At 64.3% G+C, this 25447-nt stretch carries 24 protein-coding genes; 14 read left to right on the top strand and 10 right to left on the bottom strand.

The genetic code is table 11. The features are described from left to right. Nucleotides 1-30: 30 nt before the first annotated feature. The 3 genes from EI171_RS16300 to EI171_RS16290 all read right to left on the bottom strand — a co-directional run bounded on the left by EI171_RS16300 (nt 31) and on the right by EI171_RS16290 (nt 1606). A complete protein-coding gene (locus tag EI171_RS16300) occupies nt 31-936 on the bottom strand; it encodes a hypothetical protein (RefSeq protein WP_038966738.1) in 906 nt (301 codons plus the stop codon). A 25-nt stretch (nt 937-961) separates the two neighbouring features. Continuing rightward, entirely contained in the window at nt 962-1042 is an 81-nt protein-coding gene (pqqA, locus tag EI171_RS16295; RefSeq protein WP_008562446.1) for a pyrroloquinoline quinone precursor peptide PqqA, read from the bottom strand. A 171-nt stretch (nt 1043-1213) separates the two neighbouring features. Continuing rightward, a complete protein-coding gene (locus EI171_RS16290) occupies nt 1214-1606 on the bottom strand; it encodes an EF-hand domain-containing protein (RefSeq protein WP_161533967.1) in 393 nt (130 codons plus the stop codon). Nucleotides 1607-1947: 341 nt separating this feature from the next. Here EI171_RS16290 and EI171_RS16285 point away from each other — a divergent pair, with 341 nt between their 5' ends. The 6 genes from EI171_RS16285 (at nt 1948) to EI171_RS16260 (ending at nt 6853) form a co-directional block, all read left to right on the top strand. Continuing rightward, complete coding sequence (locus EI171_RS16285) at nt 1948-3612, top strand: methanol/ethanol family PQQ-dependent dehydrogenase (protein ID WP_161533965.1); 1665 nt, start codon at nt 1948-1950, stop codon at nt 3610-3612. A 10-nt stretch (nt 3613-3622) separates the two neighbouring features. After that, the gene (locus EI171_RS16280) at nt 3623-3979 is read left to right on the top strand and encodes a cytochrome c (RefSeq protein ID WP_161533963.1); all 357 of its coding nucleotides are present in this window, start codon (nt 3623-3625) and stop codon (nt 3977-3979) included. After that, on the top strand, nt 3976-4899 hold the full coding sequence (locus tag EI171_RS16275; RefSeq protein ID WP_161533961.1) for an ABC transporter substrate-binding protein: 924 nt from the start codon (nt 3976-3978) through the stop codon (nt 4897-4899). Before EI171_RS16280 ends, EI171_RS16275 begins: the two co-directional genes overlap by 4 nt. A gap of 180 nt (nt 4900-5079) precedes the next feature. Beyond that, on the top strand, nt 5080-5238 hold the full coding sequence (locus EI171_RS45705) for a hypothetical protein (RefSeq protein WP_246740558.1): 159 nt from the start codon (nt 5080-5082) through the stop codon (nt 5236-5238). A 34-nt stretch (nt 5239-5272) separates the two neighbouring features. Continuing rightward, nucleotides 5273-6286 (top strand): tripartite tricarboxylate transporter substrate binding protein, encoded by a 1014-nt coding sequence (locus tag EI171_RS16265; RefSeq protein ID WP_161533959.1) that lies wholly within the window; start codon nt 5273-5275, stop codon nt 6284-6286. A 141-nt stretch (nt 6287-6427) separates the two neighbouring features. Next, nucleotides 6428-6853, top strand: a complete 426-nt coding sequence (locus tag EI171_RS16260) for a hypothetical protein (protein ID WP_161533957.1) — start codon at nt 6428-6430, stop codon at nt 6851-6853. A 38-nt stretch (nt 6854-6891) separates the two neighbouring features. Here EI171_RS16260 and EI171_RS16255 read toward each other — a convergent pair whose 3' ends face one another. Next, the gene (locus EI171_RS16255; RefSeq protein ID WP_028174358.1) at nt 6892-7860 is read right to left on the bottom strand and encodes a helix-turn-helix domain-containing protein; all 969 of its coding nucleotides are present in this window, start codon (nt 7858-7860) and stop codon (nt 6892-6894) included. Between the two features lie 515 nt (nt 7861-8375). Here EI171_RS16255 and xoxF5 point away from each other — a divergent pair. From xoxF5 to EI171_RS16225, 6 genes are all read left to right on the top strand, one after another. Then, entirely contained in the window at nt 8376-10184 is a 1809-nt protein-coding gene (gene xoxF5 / locus EI171_RS16250; RefSeq protein ID WP_011088953.1) for a lanthanide-dependent methanol dehydrogenase XoxF5, read from the top strand. A gap of 81 nt (nt 10185-10265) precedes the next feature. After that, nucleotides 10266-10787, top strand: coding sequence for a c-type cytochrome, methanol metabolism-related (locus EI171_RS16245; protein ID WP_249162777.1), 522 nt, complete (start codon nt 10266-10268; stop codon nt 10785-10787). Between the two features lie 57 nt (nt 10788-10844). Beyond that, nucleotides 10845-11954, top strand: coding sequence for an S-(hydroxymethyl)glutathione dehydrogenase/class III alcohol dehydrogenase (locus tag EI171_RS16240; protein ID WP_011088955.1), 1110 nt, complete (start codon nt 10845-10847; stop codon nt 11952-11954). 32 nt (nt 11955-11986) lie between these two features. Beyond that, nucleotides 11987-12550 carry an S-(hydroxymethyl)glutathione synthase gene (gene gfa, locus EI171_RS16235; RefSeq protein WP_161533955.1) on the top strand — a complete coding sequence of 188 codons (564 nt, stop codon included), beginning with the start codon at nt 11987-11989 and terminating at the stop codon, nt 12548-12550. A 638-nt stretch (nt 12551-13188) separates the two neighbouring features. Beyond that, nucleotides 13189-13641, top strand: a complete 453-nt coding sequence (locus tag EI171_RS16230) for a (2Fe-2S)-binding protein (RefSeq protein ID WP_011088958.1) — start codon at nt 13189-13191, stop codon at nt 13639-13641. A 1-nt stretch (nt 13642) separates the two neighbouring features. Continuing rightward, the gene (locus tag EI171_RS16225; protein ID WP_028174356.1) at nt 13643-15955 is read left to right on the top strand and encodes a molybdopterin cofactor-binding domain-containing protein; all 2313 of its coding nucleotides are present in this window, start codon (nt 13643-13645) and stop codon (nt 15953-15955) included. A 272-nt stretch (nt 15956-16227) separates the two neighbouring features. Here the strand turns inward: EI171_RS16225 and EI171_RS16220 are convergent, their stop codons facing one another. The 5 genes from EI171_RS16220 to EI171_RS16200 all read right to left on the bottom strand — a co-directional run bounded on the left by EI171_RS16220 (nt 16228) and on the right by EI171_RS16200 (nt 22172). Then, complete coding sequence (locus EI171_RS16220) at nt 16228-17955, bottom strand: methanol/ethanol family PQQ-dependent dehydrogenase (RefSeq protein WP_011088960.1); 1728 nt, start codon at nt 17953-17955, stop codon at nt 16228-16230. Nucleotides 17956-18073: 118 nt separating this feature from the next. Beyond that, a complete protein-coding gene (locus EI171_RS16215; protein ID WP_011088961.1) occupies nt 18074-18727 on the bottom strand; it encodes a ubiquinol-cytochrome c reductase iron-sulfur subunit in 654 nt (217 codons plus the stop codon). Between the two features lie 246 nt (nt 18728-18973). Next, complete coding sequence (locus EI171_RS16210) at nt 18974-19438, bottom strand: group III truncated hemoglobin (protein WP_011088962.1); 465 nt, start codon at nt 19436-19438, stop codon at nt 18974-18976. A 139-nt stretch (nt 19439-19577) separates the two neighbouring features. Beyond that, nucleotides 19578-20429 (bottom strand): 3-hydroxybutyryl-CoA dehydrogenase, encoded by an 852-nt coding sequence (locus EI171_RS16205; protein WP_161533952.1) that lies wholly within the window; start codon nt 20427-20429, stop codon nt 19578-19580. Nucleotides 20430-20693: 264 nt separating this feature from the next. Continuing rightward, nucleotides 20694-22172, bottom strand: a complete 1479-nt coding sequence (locus EI171_RS16200; protein ID WP_161533950.1) for an FAD-binding oxidoreductase — start codon at nt 22170-22172, stop codon at nt 20694-20696. Between the two features lie 227 nt (nt 22173-22399). On the opposite strand from EI171_RS16200, the gene hisC reads away from it, so the two are divergent. Both hisC and EI171_RS16190 read left to right on the top strand, forming a co-directional pair. After that, nucleotides 22400-23452: a histidinol-phosphate transaminase gene (hisC, locus tag EI171_RS16195; protein ID WP_161533948.1), complete on the top strand. Its 1053-nt coding sequence runs from the start codon at nt 22400-22402 to the stop codon at nt 23450-23452. Nucleotides 23453-23580: 128 nt separating this feature from the next. Continuing rightward, nucleotides 23581-24279, top strand: coding sequence for an ABC transporter permease (locus EI171_RS16190; RefSeq protein WP_011088966.1), 699 nt, complete (start codon nt 23581-23583; stop codon nt 24277-24279). On the opposite strand, the gene EI171_RS16185 is transcribed toward EI171_RS16190, so the two are convergent. Next, nucleotides 24253-25062, bottom strand: coding sequence for an extracellular solute-binding protein (locus EI171_RS16185; protein WP_161533946.1), 810 nt, complete (start codon nt 25060-25062; stop codon nt 24253-24255). The two genes, EI171_RS16190 and EI171_RS16185, sit on opposite strands and share 27 nt — an antisense overlap. Nucleotides 25063-25447 lie beyond the last annotated feature (385 nt).

The raw sequence follows: 25447 nt of genomic DNA, 5'->3' as shown, positions 1-25447 counted from the left end.
CGGGACAAGCTCGGGCATGACGACCCTGCATTAGAAATTAACGCCGAACACCAGCCGCGCCTGATGGCGCTCGAAATTGACGAGGTCGAGATTGGCGCCCGATCCGGCCGGGCGGCCCCAGGCCTGCATGCTCCAACTCAGGGTGAGGCGCGAGCGCTCGGAGAGCTGGAAATAGGCGGTCGGGCCGACGAACAGGGCCTGGCCCGAGAATTCGCCGAGGCCGATGCCCTCGTATTGCCGGAAGTAGCGCAGCTCGCCGCCGAGCAACATGTTGGGCCGCACCCGCACGAGGCCGGCGAAGGCCGCGCCGATCGTGGAGCTTTTCTCCGACAGCCCCGCCACATCGAAGCGCGCCCATTCCGGCTGATAAATCAGGTTGAGGGCGCCGATGGCAAAGTTCGGGATCAGCTCGCGATCGAAGGCGAGCGTGAACTCGGTGCCGTACATCCGCCCCTTGGCGCCGCTGGTCTCGTCGATGCGATCGCCGTGGAGCTCGGCGGCAACGGTCAGGCCAAACGGCGCGCGCTCGCGGTCGAGCAGGCGATAGCGCAGGTCGAGCGAGGCGCCCTGGAAATTGAACTGACGGCGATCGTCGATATCGGGGACGCCGGTGATGTCGTGCAGGCTGGCAGTGGCGCCGAGTTCGATACGGAAGTTCGGGAGCGGCACCACCTCGATCTCGACCTCCTGCGCGAGGGCGCGATAGGTGCCGCCGCCCTTGCCGAACCGCCCCGTGGTCTGGCTCTGGAATTCGCGCTCGCCGGGATTTCCGACATCGGTGCCGATCATGAAGCCGAAGATGTGCTCGGTATCAAAGCCCTCCTCGGCGTGCACGCAGGTCGGTGCAAGCGCGAATGTGCAGGCAGCCATGATCCAGAAGGTTTGAGCTCTCGCGCGCATCCCGAACACTACCACGGCTTCGACGGCGTTTGCCATCGAAGCCGCGGCAGGTTCGTCAGTCTTACTTGCGCGAAGCGCAGGCGTACATGTTGATTTCCATGCCGACCGGCACTTCCACGATCTTCGGAGCTTTCCAAGCCATCCGGGGTCTCCCAAGGTATTGAGCGCGACATCGCGCGAGGCAAAACCTAGGGCTGCGTCAGGCACAGCGCAAGTCTGGAATCGGAGCGCAAACACAGCGAACCGTCGCATATCGCTTGCGAATTTCCCTCTCGGGCAAACCGTCTTCGCTCCCAGTCAAGCGCGGCTGCTTTCACCGCAACAAGCGCAGCAGCGCGCGGCCGGCGCGCGAGTTCAACTCCTTCGCATCCAGCGTGCCGTCCTTGTCCGGATTCGCAGCGTTGAAGCGCTGCTCCACCACAGCGAGATATTCGTCGAGCGTGAGAGTCCCGTCGCGGTCGGGGTCGGCGGCGGCGAGCTCTTTCGCGGTCAGCCGTCCGCGCAATTCGCGCGCGTCCAGCGTCCCGTCGTGGTCGGGATCGAGCTTGGCGAACAGCGCCGTAGCCGCCTTCTTCACCTCGGCAAGGTCGAGCGTGCCGTCATTGTCGGTATCAAACATCTTGACGGCATTGCCGGAGGCCGACCAGGCCGGACCGGACAGCAATGCAACCGTGAGCGCAAGCGCAACAGAGCGGCGTGACATCATGAAAACCTCCCTCACCAAGAGCTCCGATTCGAGCCGGATCGAAACGACATAAGTCCACAAGCGAGGCCCGGTTCAAGTCTGGAATTGCAAGTATCGCGCCGCACAACTCGCGGAACCCGCCGGCCCGCGCGCGGCGGCCCCGCGCTGGCATTGCCTCATGCCGTGGAATTTTTTCAGCGCCTGCGCACAAGTGAGAGTCGGTCGTCAGGTTTGCGTAAGGTAACTGACATCTGCGTCCAACATACCGTCATGACGTTTACGACTTTCGTATTGACGCGTTTTGCATTCGGGCGGAGTGTTGCTGTCGCAGCGTCAAAAGGCGCGCATATTTGGAGGAACGGATGAAACGCTTTGCGATGGCCGCGAGCCTCGTCATGCTTGCATCAACGTATGCAAACGCCCAGACTACCGAGCAACTGGTCAAGGGTGCGACCGATACATCGAACGTTCTCAACTACGGGATGGGCTACAATCTCCAGCGCTTCTCGACCCTGAACCAGATCAACAAGGACACGGTGAAAAACCTCGTCCCGGTCTGGAACTACTCCTTCAATGACGATCGCAGCGAGGAATCGCAGCCACTGGTGTACCAGGGCGTGATCTACGTGACCTCGCACAACGCGACCATGGCGGTCGACGCCAAGACCGGCAAGCAGATCTGGAAATCCAAGATCGAGTATCCCGCCGAGACGCCGCGCATCGTCTGCTGCGGCATCATCAACCGCGGCGCCGCGCTCTACGACGGCAAGGTGTTCCGTACCACCCTCGACGCCAACGTGATCGCGCTCGACGCCAAGGACGGCAAGGAGCTGTGGCGGCAGAAGGCGGCCGACATCAAGGAAGGCTATTCGATGACGGTGGCCCCGCTGGTCGCCGACGGCGTCGTCATCACCGGCATCTCCGGCGCCGAGTTCGGCACCCGCGGCTTCATCGACGGCTGGGAACCGGCGACGGGCAAGCATCTCTGGCGCACCCATTCGATCCCCTCTCCCGACGAGCCCGGTGGCGACACCTGGAAGGGCGACACCTGGAAGCTCGGCGGCGGCTCGACCTGGATCACCGGCTCCTACGATCCCGAGCTGAACACGGTCTATTGGGGCATCGGCAATCCCGGCCCGTTCAACTCGGCGGTGCGCCCCGGCGACAACCTCTACACCTGCTCCGTGCTGGCGATGGATCCCAAGACCGGCAAGATCAAGTGGCACTACCAGTTCTCGCCGAACAATCCGTTCGACTATGACAGCGTGGCCGAGATGGTCCTCGCCGACATGAACGTCGAGGGCAAGCCGACCAAGGTGCTGATGGATGCCAACCGCAACGGCTTCTTCTACGTGCTCGACCGCACCAACGGAAAGCTGCTCGCGGCCAATCCCTACGTGAAGGTGAACTGGGCGACCGGCGTCGACATGAAGACGGGCCGCCCGATCGAGACCGACGTTTCGAAGGACGCACGCGAGGGCAAGAAGGTGACGGTCTATCCGTCGATCCTCGGCGGCAAGAACTGGGAGCCGATGTCGTTCAATCCGCAAACCGGATTGGCCTACGCCAACACGCTCGCCTTCGGCGGCAAGTACAAGGCCGAACCGGTCACCTTCAAGCAGGGCGAATGGTATCTCGGCATGGACCTCACCGATCCCTGGGAATTCGGGGACGGCGCGCGCGGCCATCTGAAGGCGATAGATCCGATGACCGGCAAGGCGAAGTGGGAGGCGCCCGCCGACATCCCGCGCTTCTCCGGCGTGCTGTCGACCGCGGGCGGCGTCGTGTTCACGGGCACGCTGACCGGCGAGTTCGAGGCCTTCGATGCCGACACCGGCAAGAAGCTCTGGCAGTTCCAGACCGGCTCCGGCATCGAGGGACAACCGGTGACGTGGCAGCAGGATGGCGTGCAGTACATCGCCGTCACCAGCGGCTACGGCGGCGTCTACTCGCTGTTCTCCGGCGACGAGCGGCTCGCCAAGGTGCCGCCCGGCGGCTCGCTGTGGGTCTTTGCGGTCAAGCAATAGCCCCGGCAAGATGCTGAGAGAAGTGGCTTACAAGACGGCGGCGAAGATCGCCGCCGTCGCGGTGCTGACGGTCGCGCTTGCGGCGACCGCTCGTGCCGCGGATGACGCAACCGGCAATCCCGTGCAGGCGCAGATCGACCATGGCAAGTCGACCTATGCCGAGAAATGCTCGCACTGCCACGGCCCCAATCTGATGAACTCCGGCACCATCACGCCGGACCTGCGCACCTTCCCCGACGACAGGACGCGCTTCGTCACCACCGTGAAGAACGGCAAGAACAACAAGATGCCACCCTGGGGCGACATCCTCAGCGACGACCAGATCGGGGAGCTCTGGGTCTTCATCTCGAGCCGGAGAAAGCCATGAGGCGCTGGCTCGCCGCCTGGAGCCTCGCCGCGGTCCTCGCGGCCAATGCTGCGCATGCGGCCGATGGTCCGTTGAGCGTCTGTCTCGACGAGGACCGGCCGCCGCTCTCGGTGCATCACAAGGGCAAGGCGGATTCCGGCTTCGATGTGCTGCTGGCGCAGGCGATCGCGGAGCGGATCGGACGACCGCTGAAGATCCAGTGGTTCGAGAGCAGGCTGGATGAGGATTCCAGCCCGCAGCTCGAGGCCAATGCGCTGCTCTCCGACGGCCGCTGCGCGCTGGTCGGCGGCTATGCGCTGACGACGGATTCCCTCGTCAAGCCCGGCATGAAGACGGCGCGCCTGCCGGATTTCACCGGTGCCACGCGCGAGGACCGGCGGCGCCGCGTCGCGCTCGGCGTGCTCGCACCGAGCCAGCCTTACGTCTACTCGCCGATGACGGTGGTGCTCGGGCCGAAGGCGAAGGGGCGCAAGATCGCCGACATCGGCGATCTTGCCGGGCTCCGCCTCGCCATCGAGAGCGGCTCGCTCGGCGATGCGATCCTGATGACCTTCGACAAGGGACGCCTGATCGATGGCATCACGCATCTCGTTCCCGGCCGCGACGATCTCCTCGGCGCGCTCGCCCGCGGCGACTATGATGCGACACTGATCGACCTCGGCCGCTTCGATGCCCACCGCGCCGCGCATCCGGATACGGCGATCACCGCGTCCGGCTACTATTATCCGATCGGCGCCAATCGTGGTTATGTCGGGCTTGCCAGTGACCCTGCCCTGATCGACGCGGTCAACAAGGCACTGACCGAGCTCGCAGCTGAAGGCAAGATCGCCGAATTCGGCAGGCAGGCCGGCCTCACCTATTTGCCGCCGCGGGAGCCCGTGATCCTCGGCGATGTCTGGATGAAGATCATTCAGCGGTGATTCTGTTCGTCATTCCGGGGCGCCCGCAGGGCGAACCCGGAATCCATTTCTCCGCAGAGCATGCGGCCCCAATGGATTCCGGGCCTGCGCGCTTCGCGCGCTCCCGGAATGACGGCGGATGTGGCTGGCAGCGTCTCACTTCGTATAATGCGGCGGTTCATTCGGCCATTTGGTGAAGTCGTGAGCGCCTCCGCCACAGACCTGCGCGCCACCCTCTCCCGGGAAATCAAGACCGGCGAGCTGCTGCGCGCGCTGATCGTCGTCGGTCCGAACAAGCAGCGCCATACCTTCCAATGCGCCAATCTGTCTCGCCTGCCGACCATGGCAGAGACGGCGTGATGCAGTAGCTTCGGTAAAAATCCGGGAGAGAATCATGTCCGCAAAACTCGATCGCCGCCACTTCGTCGCCGCCGGCACCACCGCACTCGCGATGCCCTTCCTCGCGCGCAGCACCTCGGCGCAGGGCACATCGCAAGGCACATCTCAAGGCACCTGGCCGTCGCGGCAGATTCGCATGATTTGCAGCTACCCGGCCGGCGGACAGACCGACCTGCTCGCGCGCGCCTACGGCGAATTCATCTCCAAGCAGGTCGGCAAGACCGTCGTGATCGAGAACAAGCCCGGCGCCGCCGGCGCGATCGGCACGGCCGAGGTTGCCCGCGCGGAGCCCGACGGCTACACCATCCTGTGCTCGATCTCGACCACCTACATCATGAACCGGGTGGTGATGAAGAATCCCGGCTACGACATGGACAAGGACCTGACACTCGTCAGCGTCATTCCGGGCGCCGGCCTTTTGCTGGTCGCGAACCCCAAGACCGGCGTCAAGACGCTGGAAGATTTCGTCACGTTCGCGCGCAAGAGCGGCAAGGTGAACTTCGGCACCTACAGCGCGGGCTCGTCCCCGCACATGACGATCAACGAGCTCAACAAGCAATACGGCCTCAACATCGAGCCGGTCCATTACCGCGGCGAAGCCCCGATGTGGACCGGAATGCTGGAAGGCACGCTCGATGCCGCGATGGGCAGTTACACGGCCGCGCAATCGGTCCTGCAAAGCGACCGCGGCACCGTGTTCGCGGTGCATTCGAAGAAGGTCGACGCGATTCCGGCCATCAAGACCCTCCCCGAACAGGGCGCGACGTCGAAATTCTTCACCGTCAGCGGGTTCACCGGCTGGGCGGTGCCGAAGGCAACGCCGCAGCCGGTGGTCGACCGGCTGGCCGAGCTCTGCGTCGCCGCCAACAACGATCCGAAGGTGAAGGAGGTGCTCGCGACCTTCGTGCTCGAACCCGCGATCGGCTTCAAGGAGACCAATGCGCTGTATCAGCGCGAGCTGCCGATCTGGATCGAGAGCGCGCGGTCGTTGGGCCTCGAGCCGGCTTGAACCTTTGGGCATGGCGCATCGGACACGCTTCCGCGGTGCGGCACGGCATCCGACCAAAGCCTAGGTCGATGTCGGCGACGGCCCCCACTATCATAGGTGGTGCCGGAGAACCTCGGGGTCCGAACGAGAAAGGCCGATCGCATGACGCCAGATGCCATCGCCATAGCCGCCATGATCATCCTGCTCTTTCCGATGGGCTATTTCACGCTGGCCTCGCCCGCCTTCCTGCTGGTGAAGCTCGACGTCCGGCCCGTCGCCCTGCTGCTGCGTGGAATGTTCAATGCCCATTTCCTGGTCATGGGCGTTGCCGGAATCATCGGGACGGCGGCTTTCCTCCTCGCCGGACGGCTGCTCTTCGCCGCGGCGGTCGGCCTGCTTGCAGCTGTGGCGATTGGCGGGCGCCGCTGGTTCATGGAGCGGATGGACGAGCAGCTCAGCGCGAGTGACGCGGGCGACACCGAGGCTCCGCGGCGGCTGCGCCGGCTGCACTGGAGCGGGATGCTGTGCAACGCGGTCCTGCTTGGCGCTCTGCTGGCCAGCATTCCCTACATTGCGACGACGGCATGAGCGCATTGGCCGCTCGCCGGGAGCTCCCCGGCGTGCGCCTAATGCTCGTTCGCGGCCGCGGCGCTCTGCTGCCCCTTGTGGATCGAGGACGGCACCACGCCGAAATATTTCCGGAATACGCGGCTGAAATGCGATGAGCTGGAAAAGCCCCAGGAGAATGCCACGTCGGTGATGGTCTTGCCGGCGTGGGCCTCGAGCTCCTGACGGCAGTTCTGAAGCCGCGCCTGCCAGATGTAATCGCTCACCGTGGTGCCGCGCTCGGAGAACAGCATGTGCAGATAGCGCTTGGAGCAGCCGAGCTCGGCGGAGATCTGGTCGATGCACAGATCCGGATCGCGCAGGTGCTCGCGGATGAAGAACTGCGCGCGCACATACATCGCCTCGGGTCCGACCCGATCGAACATCGTGTCGGCTTCGCGCAGCGGCAGCAGCAAAAGGTCGATCAGCGAATCGGCAACGCCGACCGCGCTGTTCGCCGACAGCTTGGCCGCCTCGTCGAATGTCGCGTGGACGAAATCGTGGGCGATCCGTCCCGTGCCCGTCTTCGCCGACAATTTGCAGGCCGGCATCCGCTGCGACGGGAAGCCGCGGTCGCGCAGCAGCGCCTTCGGCACGATCACCACGTCGTGACGCGTGAAGGCGGGGCTGATGATCGAATGCGGGCAGGATACGTCATAGGCGATGATGTCGCCGGGATTGATTTCGATGTGACGGCCTTCCTGCTCGAAATAGGACACGCCGTAAGTCTGGAAGTGGATTTTTATGTACGGGTGTTCGTTGGCCTTGGCGCGCGCCAGCGTGTGCGCGATGCGATGCTGGCTGACCTCGATCTGACACAGCTTCAGGCGCGAGACGGTGGTGTAGTCGATGCGGCCCTCGAGCGAGGACGCCTCCAGCGGATCGACGTCGAAATGCCCACACAGACTGGTCAGCCCGTCGATCCAGCTCTGGATCTGGCGCTTCGGCGTCATTCCCGTCGTCGAGAGCGTGTGAATGGTGTCGGACATTAATCCAGCCACTGGTTTGATTCGGAAATTTCGACGCGAATCGCGACCAGCGCTTCCGGAGCCCTCAGCCGAGATTGCGTGACGTTTACCTCGAATTTGAGCGGTCTTCTGCAACGAGCGCCATCGTTTCATTGCCACCCTTGAAGGTTAATCCTCCGCCTTAGTTGCAGCGCCGTCAAGGGGAACCTGAGCGCAGAGCGCGGTCCCGAAGCGACGCGGAAGCCGCTGAATTCGCTACTGCAAAATCAAAATCTTCGCGTCCGTGCGCTGTCAAGCAAACCGGCTTCCCTCTTGGGCAAGTTTCCCGATGACGAAGTCGTTAGGGATTGCGGCAGGAACAACAAGAACGGGCCGCTCCTGCACGTGGACCCGTGGCTCTCATCAGGAGGAGGAAACACCGCACCATCGTTTCTGGTCCCAATCGTGACCGCCCTGCACGAGCAGACGCCGGACGAGAAGCCCGGTGATTGAGCAACGCTTCGGAAACAATAAACGATACCAACGGAGGAATAACTATGCGCAAGGTGCTACTGGCGACCTATCTTGGCTCCGCGGCGGCTCTCGCCGTCGGCAGCGCTTCAGCCAATGACGAGCTGATCAAGATGTCGCAGAACCCGAAGGACTGGGTGATGCCGGCGGGCGACTATGCCAATACCCGCTATTCCAAGCTGAACCAGATCAACGCACAAAACGTGGGCAAGCTCCAGGTCGCCTGGACCTTCTCGACCGGCGTGCTGCGCGGCCATGAAGGTGGCCCGCTGATCATTGGCAACATGATGTACGTCCATACGCCGTTCCCGAACAAGGTCTACGCTATTGACCTTTCCAACGAGAACAAGATCGTCTGGAAGTACGAGCCGAAGCAGGACCCGAACGTCATCCCGGTGATGTGCTGCGATACGGTCAACCGCGGCCTGTCCTATGGCGACGGCAAGATCATCCTGCATCAGGCCGACACCAACCTCGTCGCGCTCGACGCCAAGACGGGCCAGGTGGCCTGGTCGGCGACGAACGGCGATCCGAGCAAGGGCCAGACCGGCACCTCGGCGGCGCTGGTCGTCAAGGACAAGGTCCTGGTCGGCATCTCCGGCGGCGAATTCGGCGTGCAGTGCCACGTCACCGCTTACGATCTCAAGAGCGGCAAGCAGGTCTGGCGCGCCTTCTCCGAAGGTCCGGACGACCAGATCAAAGTCGATCCGGCCAAGACGACGTCGCTCGGCAAGCCCGTCGGCGCCGACTCCTCGCTGAAGACCTGGCAGGGCGACCAATGGAAGATCGGCGGCGGCTGCACCTGGGGCTGGATGTCCTACGATCCCGCTCTGAACCTCGTCTATTACGGGTCGGGCAATCCTTCGACCTGGAATCCGAAGCAGCGTCCGGGCGACAACAAGTGGTCGATGACCATCTTCGCACGCGACGCGGACACCGGCATGGCCAAATGGGTCTACCAGATGACGCCCCACGACGAGTGGGACTATGACGGCGTCAACGAGATGATCCTCTCGGATCAGCAGATCAATGGCCAGGCGCGCAAGCTCCTGACGCATTTCGACCGCAACGGCCTTGGCTACACCATGGACCGTGAAAGCGGCGAACTGCTGGTTGCCGAAAAGTACGATCCGAAGGTGAACTGGACCTCCGGCGTCGACATGGACAAGAACTCGCCGACCTATGGCCGTCCGAAGGTGCTCGACGCAGCTTCGACCGACAAGGCGGGCGAGGACCACAACGTGAAGGGCATCTGCCCGGCCGCGCTCGGTACCAAGGACGAGCAGCCGGCAGCCTACTCGCCGGACACGCAGCTGTTCTACGTTCCGACCAACCACGTCTGCATGGACTACGAGCCGTTCAAGGTGAGCTACACCGCGGGCCAGCCCTATGTGGGTGCGACGCTCTCGATGTATCCGCCGCAGGGTGAAAGCCACATGGGCAACTTCATCGCCTGGGACGGCAAGACCGGCAAGATCGTCTGGTCGAACAAGGAGCAGTTCTCGGTCTGGTCGGGTGCGCTCGCAACCGCCGGCGGCGTGGTGTTCTACGGCACGCTCGAAGGCTACCTGAAGGCGGTCGACGCCAAGTCCGGCAAGGAGCTCTACAAGTTCAAGACTCCGTCCGGCATCATCGGCAACGTCACGACCTATGAGAACGGCGGCAAGCAGTACGTCGCAGTGCTCTCGGGCGTCGGCGGATGGGCCGGCATCGGTCTCGCCGCAGGCCTGACCGATCCGACCGCCGGTCTCGGCGCAGTCGGTGGCTACGCGGCCCTCAGCAACTACACGGCACTCGGCGGTACGCTGACCGTGTTCTCGCTGCCGGCGAACTAGCCCTACCTTCGTGTCGCTCCGGCGCGTGGATCAACTCCACGCGCCGGCTCGTCTCCACCGAACGCCTTCGAGGATAATCTCTTGCGTAAAATCTGCTTTGTCATTGCTGCGATCATCTTCGTGACTTCGGGGGGAATAGCCGTTGCGGACGGTCCGGGCGACCCGACCGCCGTCAAGAAGGAAGACGACGGAAAGTGGCTCGATAAGGAAGGAAACCCGACCTACAAGATTTCGGCCGACGGCACCGTGGACTGGTTCACCTATTCCGGATATCGCCGCTATCACTCCGACTGCCACGTCTGCCATGGCCCCGACGGCATGGGATCCACCTACGCACCGGCGTTGAAGGATTCGGTCAAGACCATGAGCTATGGCGACTTCCTCGGCGTCGTCGCCTCCGGTCGCAAGAACATCTCGACCGCGCAGGAGAACGTCATGCCAGCCTTCGGCGACAACCCCAACGTCGCCTGCTACATGGACGATCTCTACGTCTATCTGCGCGCCCGCTCCAACGAGGCGTGGGGCCGGCAGCGTCCCTCCAAGAAGGAGGAGAAGAACGAGACCTACACCAAGGCGGAAGACGCCTGCATGGGCAAGAAATGAACGTTACCAGGACCGATACCACCTCTTGGCGTCCTGCGAGAATTTGAGGAGTTTACGATGAAGACACGTGCCGCCGTTGCTTTCGAAGCCAAGAAACCACTCGAGATCGTCGAAGTCGATCTGGAAGGACCGAAGGCCGGCGAAGTCCTGGTCGAGATCAAGGCGACGGGCATCTGCCATACCGACGCCTACACGCTCGACGGCTTCGACAGCGAAGGAATCTTCCCGTCGATCCTCGGCCATGAGGGCGCCGGAATCATCCGCGAGATCGGCCCCGGCGTGACCTCGGTCAAGCCGGGCGACCACGTCATCCCGCTGTACACGCCGGAATGCCGGCAGTGCAAAAGCTGCCTGAGCCAGAAGACCAATCTCTGCACCGCGATCCGCGCGACGCAGGGCAAGGGTGTGATGCCCGACGGCACCAGCCGCTTCTCCTACAAGGGCAAGCCGATCTACCACTACATGGGCTGCTCGACCTTCTCGAACTTCACCGTGCTGCCCGAGATCGCCGTCGCCAAGATCCGCGAAGACGCGCCGTTCGACAAGAGCTGCTACATCGGCTGCGGCGTCACCACCGGCGTCGGCGCGGTCGTCAACACCGCCAAGGTCGAGCCGGGCGCCAACGTGGTCGTGTTCGGCCTCGGCGGCATCGGACTGAACGTCATCCAGGGCGCCAAGATGGCCGGCGCCGACAAGATCATCGGCGTCGACGTCAACGATTCTAAGGAAGATTGGGGCCGCCGGTTCGGCATGACCCACTTCGTCAACCCGAAGAAGATCACCGGCGACATCGTTCCGCATCTCGTCAACCTCACCGACGGCGGCGCCGACTACACCTTCGACTGCACCGGCAACACCACCGTGATGCGCCAGGCGCTGGAAGCCTGCCATCGCGGCTGGGGCACCTCTATCATCATCGGCGTCGCCGAAGCCGGCAAGGAGATCGCCACCCGCCCGTTCCAGCTCGTCACCGGCCGCAATTGGCGCGGCACGGCCTTCGGCGGCGCGCGCGGCCGCACCGACGTGCCGAAGATCGTCGACTGGTACATGAACGGAAAGATCCAGATCGATCCGATGATCACCCACGTGCTCAAGCTCGAAGAGATCAACAAGGGTTTTGACCTCATGCATGAGGGCAAATCCATCCGTTCCGTCGTCGTCTACTAGCTCACTGCCATCACCCCAAGGAGGATCGTCCCATGACTATTGCACTCCACCCATCGATCGACAACGGCCTCAAACAGGGCAGCGGCAGCTTCGCCGGCGGCACGCTCGCCTGCAAATGCAAGGACCATCAGGTCAAGATCGGCATCAAGGGCGACGTCGCCCACAACCACGCCTGTGGCTGCACCAAGTGCTGGAAGCCGCAGGGCGCGACATTCTCCGTCGTCGCGGTGGTGCCGCGCCAGAACGTCACCGTGCTCGAGAACGGCGACAAGCTCGAGATCGTCGATGCCTCCGCGGTGATCCAGCGCCACGCCTGCAAGGCCTGCGGCACGCACATGTACGGCCGCATCGAGAACAAGAACCATCCGTTCTACGGCCTCGACTTCATCCATCCCGAACTGTTCCAGGAGCAGGGATCGCAGGCGCCGCAATTCGCCGCCTTCGTCTCCTCGGTGATCGAATCCGGCGTGAAGCCGGAGCAGATGGCCGGCATCCGTTCGCGGCTGAAGGAAATCGGGCTCGAGCCTTATGACTGCCTGTCGCCGGCGCTGATGGACGCGATCGCGACCCACGTGGCGAAAGCCAAAGCAGCCTGACGAACGCGACCTGAACGAGGCGGCCCGAGCAGGGCCGCCAGACCCAAGCCACGTCCGCTCGCTTGTTCCGACCAGCACCAGCGAGCCGGACGGAGGTGGCTTCCCACGATCGCGACGAAGTCGCCGCTTCTGCACTCTGCGTCTACGAGGGCCACGCTCCCTCAGTCCTGGTCTCTGAATGACTGCGCAGTGCCGCCCGCTTTCCGATTGAAGTCGGCGGCACCTGCGTTTCTCCCTCCCTCGACTAAGGCATTCTGCTTCGTCCGTACAGTCTTTCTGGCGGACGAAGCTTTTTTGCTGCGGCCTGCTTTGCAATTGCGCAATGCGCGCGGCGCGATGCCGCGCCCTGCTTTTGACAAATCACAGATGCAACCTCTTCACGCCGAGAACAACCGGCTGTGAATGCCGGACCGGCGCGATCCCTGCTACGATCGCGCCGTGACGATGCCGCGCGAAGTTCAATCAAATAAGAACAAAACGGGAGGTATCGAACACATCCAGACATCGCCATTGGCGTTCCTGCCTCCCTCCGGGATTTGCCCGCGCGGGATGACGGCGGAACGCGGCAACGACGCACGAACCGCCGCCGGCGCATGCCGGCGCATTCAATTCATGCTTATGAAGAGCGAGGGACGATCATGATCAAGGTGAAGATCAACGGCCAGGAACAGAGCTGGGACGGCGACCCAAATCTCCCGCTACTCTGGTTCCTGCGCGACGAGGCCGGGCTGACAGGCACCAAGTTCGGCTGTGGCCAGGCCTTGTGCGGCGCCTGCACCGTCATCGTCGACAAGGAGGCGGTGCGCTCCTGCGTCACGTCGATCAACGACGTCGCCGGCCGCGAGGTCACGACGATCGAGGGATTGCATCCGAACGGCGATCACCCGGTTCAAAAAGCCTGGCGCCAGGTCAACGTGCCCCAATGCGGCTTCTGCCAGGCCGGCCAGATCATGCAGGCCGCGGCGCTCCTGATGGACAACCCGAAACCCTCGCACGACCAGATCCGCGAGGCGATGTCCGGCAACATCTGCCGCTGCGGCTGCTACCAGCGCATCGAGAACGCGGTCCATCTCGCATCGACGGGAGTGTGACATGAATTTCATCGACAATCCCCGGAAGCTTCACAGCTTCGAAAAGAACATCCGTGTCGAGAAGGTCTCGCGCCGCAGCATCCTGAAGGGGCTCGGCGTCACCGGCGGCTTCGTGCTTGCCGCGCCCGTGATGTCCCGCCAGGCATTTGCCTATGAGACCGGCGCCGGAAAAATGCCGCATGGCGTCGTGGTCGATCCGCGCGTGTTCGTCGCGGTCGCGCCCGACGGCATCGTCAGCATCGTCGCCCACCGCTCCGAGATGGGCACCGGCGTGCGCACCAGCCTGCCGCTGATCGTGGCCGAGGAGATGGAGGCCGACTGGTCCAGGGTCAAGGTGCAGCAGGCCCATGGCGACGAGGTCAAGTTCGGCAACCAGGACACCGACGGCTCGCGCAGCACGCGGCATTACCTCATCCCGATGCGCCAGATCGGCGCCGCCGCCCGCACCATGCTGGAACAGGCCGCCGCCAAGCGCTGGGGCGTTCCGGCAACGGAGGTCAAGGCGGTCAATCACGAGGTCGTCCATAGCGGCAGCGGGCGCAAGCTCGGCTTCGGCGAACTCGCGGCCGACGCCGCCAAGGAATCGGTGCCGAGCGTCGAAGGCCTCAAGCTGAAGGACCCCAAGGACTTCCGCTATCTGACCAAGGGCCAGATCGGCATCGTCGATCTTCACGACATCACCACTGGCAAGGCGCGCTACGGTGCGGACGTGCGCCTTCCCGGCATGAAATATGCCGTGATCGCGCGCCCGCCGGTGACCGGCGGCAAGCTCGCCTCGTTCGATCCGAACGAGGCGTTGAAGGTGCCCGGCGTCGAGAAGGTGATGCAGGTGCGCGGCTGGCCGTGGCCGTCGAAGTTCCAGCCGCTCGGCGGCGTCGCGGTGATCGCGCGCAATACCGGCGCGGCGATCAAGGGCCGCGACGCGCTGAAACTGGTCTGGGACGACGGCGCCAACGGCAAATACGACTCCGTCGCCTACCGCAAGGAGCTCGAGGAGGCCTCGCGCAAGCCCGGCCTCGTCGTGCGCAAGGAGGGCGATGCGGACGCCGCCCTGAAGGGCGCCGACAAGGTGATCGTCGGCGAGTACTACGTCCCGCATCTCGCCCATGTCGCCATGGAACCGCCGGTGGCGGTCGCCGACGTCAAGGGCGACAAGGCCGAGATCTGGGCGCCGGTGCAGAGCCCGGGCGGCACCCGCGAGGACGTCGCCAAGACGCTCGGCATTCCGGAAGCGAACGTCACCGTCAACGTCACGCTGCTCGGCGGCGGTTTCGGCCGCAAGTCGAAATGCGACTATGCGCTCGAAGCCGCGCTGCTGTCGAAGGAGCTGGGCGCGCCGGTGAAGGTGCAGTGGACGCGGGAGGACGACATCCACAACGGCTTCCTGCACACCGTCTCGGTCGAGCGGATCGAGGCCGGCCTCGACAAGAGCGGCAAGGTGATCGCCTGGCGCCACCGCAGCGTGGCGCCCAGCATCGCCTCGACCTTTGCGGCCGGCACGGTGCATCAGGCGCCCTTCGAGCTCGGCATGGGCCTCGTCGACATGCCGTTCGAGATCGCCAACATCTCCTGCGAGAACCCGGAGGCTGCGGCGTTCACCCGCATCGGCTGGTTCCGCTCGGTCTCGAACATACCGCGCGCCTTCGCGGTGCAGTCGATGGTCGGCGAGATCGCGAACGCGACCGGCCGCGACCAGAAGGAGACGCTGCTCGCGCTGATCGGCAGCCCGCGGATCGTCAAGCCCGCGGTGAAGGACATGTGGAACTACGGCGAGCCGCAGGACAGCTACCCGATCGACACCGCGCGCCTGCGCAAGGTGGTCGAGCTGGTGGCCGAGAAGGGCGAATGGGGCCGTCAGGTGCCGAAGGGCCACGGTCTCGGCATCGCAGTACACCGCAGCTTCGTCAGCTACATCGCGACCATCGTCGAGGTGGCCGTCGACGACAAGGGCAAGCTGACGGTGCCGCGGGTCGACACCGCGATCGACTGCGGCACCTACGTCAACCCCGAGCGCATCGCCTCGCAGATCGAGGGCGCGGCGATCATGGGTCTCAGCCTCGCCAAATATGGCGAGATCACCTTCAAGGACGGCAAGGTGCAGCAGAAGAACTTTGACGACTTCCAGGTCGTCAGGATCGACGAGTCTCCCATGGTGACCAACGTCCACATCGTGCCGCCCGCGCCGGGCACGCCGCCGAGCGGCGTCGGCGAGCCCGGCGTTCCGCCGTTCGCGCCGGCGCTGATGAATGCCATCTTCGCCGCGACCGGAAAACGCATCCGGAGCTTGCCGATCGGCAAGCAGTTGGAGGCGTAAGGAACGCACGCGGCCTCGCGCCGTCTCCATCAGCCGATGTGCCCTCCCCCCCTGTGGGAGAGGGCAGCGACGCCGGTTGCCACGATCTCGCTCGGTGAGGGGTTTGTCTCCGCGGATAGAGCCCCCTCATCCGGCGCTTCGCGCCACCTTCTCCCACACAAGGGGAGAAGCGAAGACAGCACTCTCGACACACACAAAATGCGGCGGACGTTTCCGTCCGCCGCATTCGCCACCCCCCTTGCTGCTCCGCCTCTTTCGATCCGCCCGCGGAGCTATTTCTTCAGCGCGAACACCCAGATCACGCCGCCCTGTGGCACATTGGCCTCGATGCCGATGTTGTTGGTCACCAGCGCATCCTGGATCCGCTGCGCGTCCACACCCCATCCCGACTGGATCGCGATGTATTGCGTGCCGTCGATCTCATACGACACCGGCATGCCCATGATGCCGGAGTTGGTCTTCTGCTCCCACAACAGCTCGCCGGTCTTGGCGTTGAAGGCGCGGAAGTTGCGGTCGTTGGTGCCGCCGGCAAAGATGAGATCGCCCGCGGTCGCCGTCACCGAGCCGAACAGCTGCGACTTCGGGAAGTTGTGCTGCCACACCTTCTTGCCGGTGACGGGATCCCAGGCCTGGAGCTCGCCAAAATGATCCGCGCCCGGCTTGGTCTTCAGCCCGATGTCTTCCGGCTTGGTGCCGAGCCAGAGCTCGCCCGGCTTGAGTGCGACCTTCTCGCCGGTGAATCCGCCGCAGAAATTCTCGTTGGCGGGCACGTAGACCAGGCCCGTCTTCTGGCTGTAGGCCGCCGACGGCCAGTCCTTGCCGCCCCATAGAGAGGGACAGAACTCCACGCGCTTGCCAATCACCGGCTTGTGCGCGGGATCAACGATTGGCTTGCCGGTTTCGGCATCGATGCCCTTCCAGACGTCGGTGGAGACGAACGGCCAGCCTGCCACGTAGTTGATCTTGGTCGGCGTGCGCTCGAGCACCCAGAAGATCGCATCGCGCCCCGGATGGACCAGGCTCTTGATGCTGCGGCCATCGCGTTGCAGGTCGATCAGCATCGGCGCTTCGACCTCGTCCCAATCCCAGGAATCGTTCTGATGGTACTGGTGATAGGTCTTGATCTTGCCGTTGTTCGGATCGAGCGCGAGCACCGACGAGGTGTAGAGATTGTCGCCGGGATGGGTCTCGCCCGGCCACGGCGCCGCGTTGCCGACGCCCCAATAGATCGTCTTGGTGTCCTTGTCGTAATTGCCGGTCATCCAGGCCGAGCCGCCGCCGTTCTTCCAGTCATCGCCCTGCCAGGTGTCGTGACCGGGCTCGCCTTCGCCGGGAATGGTGTAGGTCCGCCACAGCTCCTTGCCGTCCTTGGCGTCATAGGCGGCGACATAGCCGCGCACGCCGAACTCGCCGCCGGAGCCGCCGACGATGACCTTGCCGTCGACGATCAGCGGCATCAGGGTCATGTACTGGCCCTTCTTGTAGTCCTGCACCTTGGTGTCCCACACCACCTTGCCGGTCTTGGCGTCGAGCGCGACGACATGATCGTCGGTGGTGGCGAGATAGAGCTTGTCCTCCCACAAGCCGACGCCGCGGCTGGTCGGATGCAGCTGGAACAGATCGTCGGGGAGCTGCCGCTTGTAGCGCCAGTACTCGTCGCCGGTTTTCGCGTTCAGCGCGATCACCTGCCCCATCGGGGTCGCCACGAACATCACGCCATTGTTGACGATCGGCGGCGCCTCGTGGCCTTCGACGACGCCTGTTGCAAACGTCCAGACCGGCGTGAGACCCTTCACGTTCGAGGTGTTGATCTGGTCGAGCGGGCTGTAGCCCTGCCCGTCATAGGTGCGCCGATAGAGCATCCAGTTGCTCGGTTCCGGATTCTCCAGGCGCTGCGCGGTGACCGGAGAATAATTCTCGATCGGGCCGGCACCGGCGGCGGTCGAGGCAAGACAGGTGAAGGCGACGAAGCCGGACAGAAACCATTGCTTCCTGGTCATGGACGTTCCCCTTTTTCATCCGTTTGAATTCTTGTGTTGAATTCTTTTCGTTCGTCCCGTCGTCCGCCCGTCGGCGGATGCGGCCTCTCGTGACGCGGGCACAACCCGCGACCGTCCATCATCCTGGCTGCGCGCCACCTACCTTTCCGATGAAGTTTCCGGCGACGCTGAGCGAACCTTCAGCGAACGCCAGTGGCAGCGCCGCGAGCCGTCGCGGTGCCGGCCCGAACACGACCTGCGCGCCCGCGCGAGGATCGTATTCGGAGTTGTGGCACATGCACTTGAGCACCTCCTTGTCGCCGACGTCGCTCTTCACCCAGGCGGTGACGGGACAACCGGCATGGGCGCAGATCGCCGAATAGGCGATGATGCCGTCGACGGCGCGCGCGCGGGTCTGCTCGTCGAGCTCGGCGGGATCGAGCCGGATGACCAGGATCTCGTTGAGCCGCGAGGCGCTGCGCACGACCGAGGTCTTGGGATCCTTCGGCCAGGCATGCACCGGCGGCCCGCCGGCCTGCAGGTCGGCCGCCGTGATCAGCTTTCCCTCCTGGTCACCTTCGGAGAAGACGAGCACATCGCCCTTCTGCGGTCGTTCGTCGGAGCCGGGCGGATCCTCGCCTGCGCGCGCCGATGCGGAACAGCCGAGGCAGGCGGTGGTGGCGAGCGCACCCAGCAGCAGCGTTCGCCGCGTCTGCTCTGCGCCCGCGTCAACTTCAGGTTCCGCAGGGTTCTCGGAAGATGAGGAATTGATGTTGAACGATGCGCGCGACATGCCCGCTAGCAGGCGCTGGAACTCTGCCGAAAAAAAGGCGAAGAATTGGCGCCGCAGTGCATCAATATGGCTCTGCTCGCTTTGATTGAACGAGAGTGAACGCGTTCAAACGTATTTTCACCAGTTCTACGTCGCACCACGCGAGCGGCATGATGATTTTGCAGATCAGACCGATGATGTTGGAATTGGTGCCACGCGCCATCGCGCGATGTGAGCTGCACGTTTCTCAGGCAGGCATTTTGTGTTTCACGATCTGAGCACGTGACGTGGCGAAGCGATGCGGCCTGCGACGGTTGCCGACGCCATTTCAAAACTGTCGGCGATGCGCCGTGCCTTGTCGATGAAGAGCGCAGCCGCCGCGGGCGGACAGACGTCGCGCGCGGTCTGCTCGAACAGATCGAGCCAGCGGTCGAAATGATCACCGACAAGGCCGAGCGGCAGATGCGCACGCATCGGCGAGCCATGATAGCGGCCGCTCATCAGCACGACTGACGACCAGAAGTCTCCGAGCTTGGCGAGATGCTCGTCCCAATTCTGCACGACCGCGAACACCGGCCCCAGCAGCGCGTCCTCGCGCACGCGCCCGTAAAAGCGGGTGACGAGTTCCGCGATCATCTCTTCGGTGATCCCGGTGCGCTCGATCGCATCCTGGGTCAGCAGGTTCCGGCGCGCGGCTGCCGCCTCACGCTCGGCCTTCAGTCGATCCGACATTGTCCTTTGTTATCCGTTCCGTTGTTCCCGCGGGCCGCCCGTTCAACATTGTCGGGTCAATTGCGCGCGGCGTCTTTGTCGCAGCGCAAATTGCGGGAGGGGCGGCGAGGCTCGAAGGCCCCGCCGCCTACGCCTGTCATCAGGCGCCGTAAGTGTAGAAACCCTGCCCGGTCTTGCGGCCGAGATGGCCGGCATCGACCATTTCCTTCAGCAAGGGGGCCGGACGGTATTTGGGGTCGTTGAAGCCTTTATAAAAGACCTCCATCACCGACAACATGGTGTCGAGCCCGACGAGATCGGCGAGCGCCAGCGGCCCGATCGGATGGTTGCAGCCGAGCTTCATGCCGGCGTCGATCTCTTCCGCCGTCGCGATCCCCTCCTGGAGGGCGAAGATCGCCTCGTTGATCATCGGGCAGAGGATGCGGTTGACCGCGAAGCCCGGACTGTTCTTGGCCGTGATCGCCACCTTGCCGACGCGCTGGGCGAAATCGAGCGCCTTGGCGTGGGTGTCGTCGGAGGTCTGCAGGCCGCGGATGAGCTCGAGCAGCGCCATCACCGGCACAGGATTGAAGAAGTGCATGCCGATGAAGCGGTCGGGGCGATCGGTTGCGGCGGCAAGCTTCGTGATCGAGATCGACGAGGTATTGGTTGCAACGAGCGTGCGCGGCGACAGCGTCGCGCAGAGGTCCTTCAGGATCTTGACCTTGAGCTCCTCGTTCTCGGTGGCGGCCTCGATCACCAGGTCGCAATCGGCCAGCTTCGCCCGATCGGTGGTGCCCGTGATGCGCTTGAGCGTCGCCTCGCGGTCGGCCGCCGACATCTTCTCCTTCTTGACCAGGCGCTCGAGGCTGCTGCCAACGGTCGAAAGCCCGCGGCTCACCGCCGCTTCGGAAATGTCGACCATCACGACCGAGAGCCCGGCCGCGGCGCAGATTTGCGCGATGCCGTTCCCCATGGTCCCTGCCCCGATGATGCCAACGGTTTGGATCATTGCGTCATATCCTTCTCGTCCTTGCGGGCGTGCCGGTAGCGGCGCGGCCCCATTGTTCCTGCATCAGGGTCTAGCACCGCCGCGGGGGAGGCGCGACCTGATCCTGCCCCTTCCTTAAAGCATCCATCGCGGGAATAAAGCCGCAAAAGGGCATGATTTGGAGGCCTCGGGCCCGTTTGGCCCGAGCCATGCGGCGCATGCGCCCGTCCAGGCTGCGGCCAGGACCGGATCGATCAGCGGAGGCAACCTGCGGCGTCAGTCGCCTCATCCGAGACGGAGCACCTTGCCCGGATTCATGATGTTCTTGGGGTCGAGCGCCCGCTTGATGGTGCGCATGATGTCGAGCTCGGTCCTGGAACGATAGTGTTGGAGCTCGTCGAGCTTCTCGATGCCGATGCCGTGCTCGGCCGAGATCGAGCCGGCCATGGACGTGATCAGGTCGTTGACGACCCGCGTGATCGCCGCGGAGTACTGGTTGAGCGTGTCGCGATCCATGCCCTTCGGACCCATGAAGGAGAAGTGCACATTGCCGTCGCCGATGTGACCGAGCGGATAGGGGCGGATCGTCGGCAGGATGTCGAGCACGGCCTTGAGGCCCCTGTCGATGAACTCGGGAATCCGCGAGATTGCGACCGACACGTCGTAGCTCAGGCCCGGCCCCTCAGCGCGCGATGCCTCGGCCACGCTCTCGCGAATGCGCCACATGTTGCGCGACTGCGCTTCGGTTTGCGCAATCACCGCATCGAGCACTCGGCCCGCCTCGAGCTGATCGGCCAAAAACTGCTCCATCCGGTCCGGCATGCCCGTGCCGCCGTCCTGCCGCGGCCGGGCCGACGACCATTCGAGAAGGAGATACCATTCGGTCTCGGCCTTGAGAGGGTCCTGGGTGCCGGGAATATGGCGCAGCACCATGTCGGTGCAGGCGCGGCTCATGAGCTCGCAGGAGCCGACATTGTCGTCGGACGCGGCATGCGCCTCCGACAGGAGCTCGATCGCCGCCCTGGGATCGCGGATCGCGAGCCATGCCGTGCACACGTCCTTCGGCGCGGGCCAGAGCTTCAGCACCGCCTTGGTGATGATGCCGAGCGTCCCCTCGGCACCCATGAACAGATGCTTGAGGTCATAGCCGGTGTTGTCCTTCTTGAGTGCGCGCAGCCCGTCCCAGACATCGCCGTTGGCCAGCACGACCTCGAGACCCAGCACCAGATTTCGCGCATTGCCGTAACGCAGCACCTGCACGCCGCCGGCGTTGGTGGAGAGATTGCCGCCGATCATGCACGAGCCCTGGGCACCCAGGCTGAGCGGAAAGAAGCGGTCGTTGCGCGCGGCCGTGTCCTGGAGCGTCTGGAGGATGCAGCCCGCTTCCACCGTCATGGCGTAGCCGACGGGATCGACATTCAGCACATGGTTCATGCGACCGAGCGACAGCACGATGCCGCGGTGCGCCGGCCACGGCGTGGCACCACCCATCAGGCCGGTGTTGCCGCCCTGCGGCACGATGGCAATGCCGTTGTCGTAGCAGAGCTTGACGACAGCGGAGACTTCCGCGGTATTGGCCGGACGCACGACCGCCGCGGCCTGCCCTGTCAGCTCGCCGCGCCAATCGGTCACGAACGGGCGCTTGTCCTGCTCGTCCAGGATCAGACCCTTGTCGCCCACGATGGCTCGCAAGCGGTCGAGAATGGCTGGCGTCACGGGCGCAGTCGGAATGGAGGGAGCGGTGAGAAGGGCTGCGCCCGGCATGTGTTCCTCGCTTTGCGGCTCTTCTGCGCAGCCTGGGGCGCGCCGGCCTTCGTTGTCGTTCTCAATTCTGGACGTTTGCGCGATGAGCCTAGCACGAAGGTAACGCTCGCGGGAACGTCCCCGGCTGCGACGCTTGCGCAAACCTGCCTCGGCTGCTGAACGGGAAGCGCACTTCCGTCGACGCCCGGCGTGCCTTACTGTGCCAAGATCAACCTGGATTGGAGATCATGAGCCGCTTCTGGAGTCCCGTCGTCCACACGCTGTCGCCCTACGTCCCGGGCGAGCAGCCGAAGCAGGATGGCGTCGTCAAGCTCAATACCAACGAGAATCCCTATCCGCCCTCGCCGCGCGTGCTGGCGGCGATCGCGTCGGCTGCGGAGCGGCTACGCCTTTATCCAGATCCGCGCGCCACGCGCCTGCGCGAGGCGATCGCGGCGTATTGCGATGTTGCGGCCGAGCAGGTGTTCGTCGGCAACGGCTCCGACGAGGTTCTGGCCCACACCTTCCCGGCCCTTCTGAAGCACGACAGGCCGCTTCTGTTTCCCGACGTCACCTACAGCTTCTACCCGGTCTATTGCCGCCTCTATGGCGTCGCTCACGAGGAGGTGCCGCTCGATGCCGCGATGCGGATCGAGATCGCCGACTACAGGCGGCCGTCGAGCGCCATTCTGCTCTGCAATCCGAACGCGCCCACCGGCATCGCCCTTCCGCGCGACGCGGTCGCGGCACTGCTCGCCGAAAACCCGGACCGGCTGGTGGTGGTGGACGAGGCCTATGTCGATTTCGGCGCCGAGAGCGCCGTGCCGCTCGTTGCGCACCACGACAATCTGCTCGTCATCCAGACCTTCTCGAAGTCGCGCGCGCTCGCAGGCTTGCGGGTCGGATTTGCCATCGGCCAGCGGCCGCTGATCGAGGCGCTGGAGCGCGTGAAGGACAGCTTCAACTCCTATCCCGTCGATTGCCTCGCCATCGCCGGCGCCGTCGCCGCGATCGAGGACGAGGCATGGTTCCTCGAGAGCCGCACCCGCATCATCGCGAGCCGCGACGTGCTCACGCGCGATCTCGCGCAACTCGGCTTCGAGGTGCTGCCGTCGCTTGCGAACTTCGTGTTCGCGCGTCATCGGCGCCGGAGCGGTGCCGATCTCGCGGCCGCCCTTCGCCAGCGCGGCGTGCTGGTCCGCCATTTCAAGAAGCCGCGCATCGAGGACTTCCTGCGCATCACGGTCGGAACGGATGAGCAGTGCGGCCGGCTGATTGAAGTGCTGCGCGAGTTGATCTAGTTGAGGGCATGCGGCGGCCCGCCGCTTGCTCACCACAATGGAAGTTGCAGGGACCAGTCTGTGACGCGCCTTTGCCGCCTCGACATCGACGCCCCGGAGGCCGCCCGAACATTGAAGTTCAGGCGCGGATGAACGACTTCGCACGATCCGTTGGTGCCGCCTTCGCGCTGATCGGCGAGGCCGATTCCGAGCTTGTGGGCATCGTCGCCTTGTCGGTGCGCGTCAGCCTGACCGCGAGCATCGTCGCGCTCCTGATCGGCGCACCGTTCGGCGCCTTGCTCGCGATCGCCCGTTTTCGCGGACGTCAGGTCATCATCGTGCTGACCAATGCGCTGCTCGGCCTGCCGCCGGTCGTGGTCGGGCTCGCGCTCTATCTGCTGCTGTCACGGTCCGGCCCGCTCGGGGCGGCCGGCCTGCTGTTCACGCCGGCGGCCATGGTGATCGCGCAGACGCTGCTCGCGACACCGATCGTGGTGGCGCTGGTGCACAGGCCGGCGAGCCTGCTCTGGGCGGAGTATGGCGATCTGGCGCGGATCGACGGGCTGTCGGTCCTGCGCAGCATGGGGCTCCTGTTCGCGCTGGGACGGACTTCGCTGCTGACGGCCTTTCTCGCGGCCTTCGGGCGCGCCATTGCCGAGGTCGGCGCCATCATCGTCGTCGGCGGCAACATCCGCGGCTTCACGCGCACGATGACGACCGCCATCGCGCTGGAAACCAGCAAGGGCGACCTGCCGCTGGCGCTGGGGCTCGGGCTGATCCTGCTCGCGCTCAGTGTGGCGGTGTCGACCGTCGCTTTCCTGCTAGTTGGACGCGTTGGGGAAAAATAGCTGCTCGCCGCCGACCTTGTAGCCGGCAATCGCCTGCTGTCCCTTCGGGGAAACCAGCCAGTCGATGAAGGCCTGCCCATCCTGCGCCTTCACGTTGAAATGCTTTGCCGGATTCACGAGCATGACGCCGTACTGGTTGAAGAGCCGCTTGTCCCCCTCGGTCAGGACGGCGAGCTCGCCGCGGTTCCTGAACGACAGCCAGGTGCCACGATCCGATAGAAGATAGGCGTTCGAGGACGAGGCCATGTTCAGCGCCGGCCCCATGCCCTGACCGATCTCGCGATACCAACTGTCCTTGCCGGCACTGAGATCGACGCCTGCCTCTTTCCACAATCTCAGCTCGGCTGCGTGCGTGCCGGACTTGTCGCCGCGCGAGATAAACGGCGCCTTCGCCGCCGCGATCTTGCGCAGCGCGTCAGCGACGTCCTTGCCGCCGCCAATCCGCGCCGGATCGCTGTTCGGCCCGACGATGACGAAGTCGTTATACATGACGTCGAAACGCTTCACGCCCTGCCCTTCGGACATGAACTGGTCTTCGGCGGGCCTGTCATGGACGAACACCACGTCGGCATCGCCTCTCCGCCCGATATCCAGCGCTTGGCCGGTGCCGACGGCTACGACCTTCACGTTGATACCCTCGGCCTTCGAGAACAGCGGCAGCAAATAGCCGAACAGGCCCGACTGTTCCGTCGATGTCGTCGAGGCCACGGTGATGGTGCGATCCTGCGCGAACGCGATGGTGGACCAGAGCAGAACCGCTCCGACGGCGACTATCCTTCTCATGCCTCGTCCCCACAACAGATGCCCGGGAATTCCAAACTACGCTCGCTGGAGGCGCGCAGGGAACCCCGACGTTCGGCCCAACGAACCTTGTGCAGCGCGTGACGTTCGAGTCAGGAACGCCCTCTGCCCCCGCAGGTAGTCTTATGCCAGACCCAGCAGGAGAATGAGATGAAGAAGATCATTATCGCGGGAGGGGATGGATGTCCCCTCCCGCGGGAAGGCAGGATCGAGGGCAGTGTCGCGCACGCCGCAGAGTCGAATCGAGAGGCCAGCCAGTGACCCCGCGCGGCGACGCACACATGTTCTGCAATTGGTCCCACCCAGATTGACATCGGTGTGACGGCCGGGGCAGTTTTTCATATTGCTGGCGAATCAGCGATTGCTT

Origin of the sequence: Bradyrhizobium sp. LCT2 (assembly GCF_009931255.1) — a bacterium.
Lineage (GTDB): Bacteria > Pseudomonadota > Alphaproteobacteria > Rhizobiales > Xanthobacteraceae > Bradyrhizobium > Bradyrhizobium diazoefficiens.
Note: the sequence above shows the minus strand (reverse complement) of the source record. Positions and strands in the feature narration are given on the sequence as shown.